The organism is Mesorhizobium sp. M4A.F.Ca.ET.050.02.1.1 (genome assembly GCF_003997725.1).
Classification (GTDB): domain Bacteria; phylum Pseudomonadota; class Alphaproteobacteria; order Rhizobiales; family Rhizobiaceae; genus Mesorhizobium.
This window is the reverse complement of sequence record NZ_RZSG01000038.1, coordinates 1-4,417: the sequence shown is the minus strand read 5'-3', so window position 1 is coordinate 4,417 and position 4,417 is coordinate 1. Positions and strand designations below refer to the sequence as shown.

Annotated in this window: 3 protein-coding genes; 1 reads left to right on the top strand and 2 read right to left on the bottom strand. The window is 65.2% G+C overall.

The features are described 5' to 3' along the window. Together EOA33_RS05265 and EOA33_RS05260 are read right to left on the bottom strand one after the other, a co-directional pair. The coding region (locus EOA33_RS05265; protein ID WP_128332473.1) for a 4Fe-4S dicluster domain-containing protein at positions 1 to 732 on the bottom strand (732 nt) is incomplete at its 3' end. After that, a complete protein-coding gene (locus tag EOA33_RS05260) occupies positions 729 to 3,659 on the bottom strand; it encodes a molybdopterin oxidoreductase family protein (RefSeq protein ID WP_127405132.1) in 2,931 nt (976 codons plus the stop codon). The genes EOA33_RS05265 and EOA33_RS05260, both read right to left, overlap by 4 nt. Positions 3,660 to 3,938: 279 nt before the next feature. On the opposite strand from EOA33_RS05260, the gene EOA33_RS05255 reads away from it, so the two are divergent. Then, positions 3,939 to 4,417, top strand: a 479-nt coding sequence (locus tag EOA33_RS05255) for a LysR family transcriptional regulator (RefSeq protein ID WP_127405131.1), incomplete at its 3' end; no start/stop codon positions are given.

Below are 4,417 nucleotides of genomic sequence, written 5' to 3'. Positions count from 1 at the left end.
GTTCGAAAGCATGCGGTCGATCCAGCCGAGGAAGCCGCCTTCGGCCCGCACCGGCTCCAGCGCCGGCGCCGGCACCCTGGCGGCGCGTCCCGTATGGGCGCGCGGCGGCAGATACTTGTTGGTCGGGCGATAGCCGAGTTCCGGCATCAGGTCGACGCCGCCGCGCGCCGTCACCAGCTGCGATACGGCTGACGCCGGATCGCCGAGATCGCCGAAATGCCGGGCGCTGGTCGGGCAGGCCGCCACGCAGGCCGGCACACGATCCTCCTCGGCCAGATTGTCGTTGTAGATGCGGTCGACGCAGAGCGTGCATTTCTTCATCACACCGACCTGCGTGTCGAACTCGCGCGCGCCGTAGGGGCAGGCCCAGCTACACAGTTTGCAGCCGATGCATTTGTCCTCGTCGACCAGCACGATGCCGTCCGACGCCCGCTTGTAGGAGGCGCCGGTCGGGCACACGGTGACGCAAGCAGGCTGCTCGCAATGCAGACAGGAGCGCGGGAAGTTCACCGTGCGTCCGCCCATCTCGGTCGTATGCTCATAGCTGTGCACGCGGTTGAACCAGACGCCGTCGACATGGCCGCCGTAGGGATCGATATCGGTCAGCGGCGCCATATGGCCGCCGGTGTTCCATTCCTTGCAGGCGGTGACGCAGGCCTGGCAGCCGACGCAGGTGTCGAGGTCGATGACGAGACCGAGTTTCTTGTCGGTTTGCGCCGGAAGGCAGGTCATTCGGCGGCTTCCCTGTTCATGCGGAACTCGGCGCCGAACTGAAGCATGTCAGGCGAGGGGTGGGAGTGCGGCGGCTCTCTGAACCGCTCGAATTGCGGCTCGGTGAAGCCCGCTTCTTGCGACGCGCATTTGACGATCCGAACCCGCACGTCGAACCATGCCGCCTGTCCCGTCACAGGGTCGGAGTTCGAATAGCGCTTGCCATTGGCGTCCGCCGCGGTCTGGTCGCCGATGATGTGGTTGAGCAGGAAGCCGCGATTGCTCTCCGCCGCATCGTCCTTCAGCCCCCAGCTGCCGCGCCGCTTGCCGATGGCGTTCCATGTCCACACCGTGTCGGGGTTGACGCCGTCGATCAGCTTGATCTGTCCCTTCACCCGGCCGTTGACGCTCTCGATCCACACCCAGTCGTCATCTGCCAGCCCGAGATTGGCGGCCGTCTTTGCATGCACGAACAGCCGGTTCTGGCTGGTGATCTGCCTCAGCCACGCATTCTGCGAGCCCCAGGAATGGTACATGTGCATCGGCCGCTGCGTCAGCGCATGCAAAGGATATTTTTTGAGGTCGGCAGCGTCGTCCTCTAAGGGTGCGTACCAGAACGGCAGCGGGTCCATATAGGTCTCGATGCGGGTCCGCTCCGCCTCCGGCGGCCGCACCTTCCCATGGCCACGCGCGGCCAGCCGGAAGCGCTGCATCGGCTCGGAATAGAGCTGGAAGACGACTGGCTCGGCCTTGGCGATGAAACCCATCTCAGCCGCGAAATCGAGATAGGAGCGGTTGCCCATCTTGTAGTAGCGCTGGTCGGCGGAAAAATCCTGGTGCCAGAAGCCGCCATTGTCGATGTAGCGCTGCAGCTGATCGGGATTGGGCTCGCCTCTGCCGGTCGAGCCACCGTCCTTGCCGCGCCAGCCGGCGAGCGGTCCGATGCCGGGCATGCGCTCGTGGTTGACGATGTAGTCAGCATAGTCGCGGTATTTGGCGGTGCCCTCGTCGGTGACGAAACCGGGCAGGGCGAGGCGCGCGCCGAGTTCGATCAGCACCGATTGGAACGGCCTGACGTCGCGGTCCGGCTCCACGACGGGATAGCGGATGGCGTCGCCGGGTCCGTCGGCATGGCTGATCGGCCGGTCGAGCAGGCTGATGCAGTCATGCCGCTCGAGATATGTCGTGTCCGGCAGCACCAGGTCGGCGAACGGCACCGTCTCCGAGTAGTAGGCATCGGAATAGATGATGAAGGGGATCTTGTACGCGCCAGATGCATCCTTGTCGGTCAGCATACGAATCGTCTCGACGGTGTTCATCGAGGAATTCCAGGCCATGTTCGACATGTACATCAACAGCGTGTCGATCCGGTAGGGATCACCCGCCCAGGCATTGCGGATGACGCTGTGCATCAGGCCGTGGGCGGCGAGCGGCGCCTCCCAGGAATAGGCCTTGTCGATGCGGGTGGGCGTGCCGGTCTCGTCGACCAGAAGGTCATCCGGTCCGCAGACGAAGCCGAGCGGCATGCCTTCAAGCGGCGTCATCGGCCGGACATGCTTGCCCGCGGGCTTCGGTCCCGGCGGTGCGCAACGCGGATAGGGTGGCTTGAAGCGAAAGCCGCCCGGCACATCCACGGTGCCCAGCAGCACCTGCAGCAGATGAATGGCGCGGCAGGTGTGAAAGCCGTTGGAATGGGCCGAGATGCCGCGCATGGCGTGCATCGACACGGGCCGGCCCTTGATCGTCTCGTGCCGGCGTCCGGCCCAATCGGTCCAGGCCACCGGCAGTTCGATCGTCTGCTCGAAGGCGACATGCGCCAGCTCCGCCGCGATGCGGCGGATCGTGTCGGCGGCAACACCGCAGCGGTCGGCGACCGCGTCGGGCGAATAGCTGTCGTCGAGATAGCGGTCGGCAAGGAGCTGGAACACCGGAACGCAGCGGCGGCCGTTGACCGTGTGGCTGCCGGTCAGCGCCGGTTTCGCGTTGGGGTCGGCAGCCCGGACCGGGGTCTTCGCAATCCTGTCCCAGGCGACCGAATGGCCGGCGCCGTCGCGAACGAACAGCCCGTCATCGGCCGCCCCCGGCTCCTGGATCACGAGCAGATGGGCGTTGGTGTAGCGCAGCAGATAGTCGAGATCGACGCGGCCGGCCTTGAGCAGCTCGTGGACAAGCGCCAGCACGAACAGGCCGTCGGTGCCCGGCCTGATGCCGATCCAGTCGTCGGCGATGGCGTTGTAGCCGGTGCGGCACGGATTGATCGAGACGACCTTGGCGCCGCGCGCCTTGAGTTTGCCGAGGCCGATCTTGATCGGGTTGGAATCATGGTCCTCGGCGACGCCGAACAGCATGAAGTATTTCGTGTTGTCCCAATCGGGCTCGCCGAATTCCCAGAACGAGCCGCCGATCGTGTAGAGGCCGCCGGCCGCCATGTTGACCGAGCAGAAGCCGCCATGGGCGGCGAAGTTCGGCGTGCCGAACTGGCTTGCCCACCAGCCGGTCAGCGACTGCGACTGGTCGCGCCCGGTGAAGAAGGCGAGCCTTTTGGGATCGCTCCGGCGTATTGCGGAAAGCCGCTCCGTTGCGATCGAAAAGGCTTCCTCCCATTCGATCTCGCGGAATTCGCCCGAGCCGCGCGGCCCGCTGCGCAGAAGCGGCTTCGTCAGCCGTGCCGGGCTGTAATGCTGCATGATGCCGGCGCTGCCCTTGCCGCAGATCACGCCGCGATTGACCGGATGGTCCTTGTTGCCGTTGATGTAGCGCACCTTGCCGTCCTTGATGTGGACGTCGATGCCGCAGCGGCAGGCGCACATGTAGCAGGTTGTCTTGGCGATCCGGTCGGAGACGCTGGGCGAGGTGTCGACGCCGTCACCCTCGTCAGGCGCGCGTGTGTCGGCCAGCGGCCTTTGCGACGGGGCGGAATTTGCGCCGCGCGGCGCACCGTGGCTCATGATCGGGGGGCGCTTTTACGGTCCGCGTTCTTGGCTCTCGTCTTGGGTCCGGGACCGCGCATGTAGTGTTGTTCAGGGTGATAGCGTTCGCCGGCGACCCGCCGCCGAAGGCTGCGCGTCCAATGTGCGAACAAAGACTTGAACCGCCCCATCAATTCTAATCCTCGCGACTCGGCCGCGATTTTTTTCCAATTCCGCTTAAAAACTTAGAACAAAGCAATCGATCTGTCTAACAAGTTGCTCTTGTAATTCCAATCGACTGTCCTTCTTAATGCGGGCATGACTCTCGATCAGTTGCGCATCTTCGTCGCCGTCGCCGAGCGCGGGCATATGACCAAGGCGGCCGAGCTTCTGGGCATCTCGCAGTCGGCCGCCTCGGCCGCCATCCGCGCGCTCGAACAGCAGCATGGCGTGCGCTTGTTCGACCGCGTCGGGCGCAATATCGAGCTGGCGCAGACCGGACGCCGGTTCCTGCCCGAGGCCAAGGCCGTTCTGGAACGCGCCGCGGCCGCCAGCAACGTGCTGGCGGATGTCTCGCAGACCGTCACCGGCAGCCTGTCGATCGCCGCCAGCCAGACCATCGCCAGCTACTGGCTGCCACGCCGGCTGGCTGCCTTCCATGAGGCCTATCCCGCCGTCAGGCTGAATGTCAGCATCGGCAACACCAGCCAGGTCGAGACCCAGGTCCTCGACGGCACGGCGGATTTCGGCCTGGTCGAGGGGCGGACCGAATCCGATATCCTGCGGCGCGCCAAGGT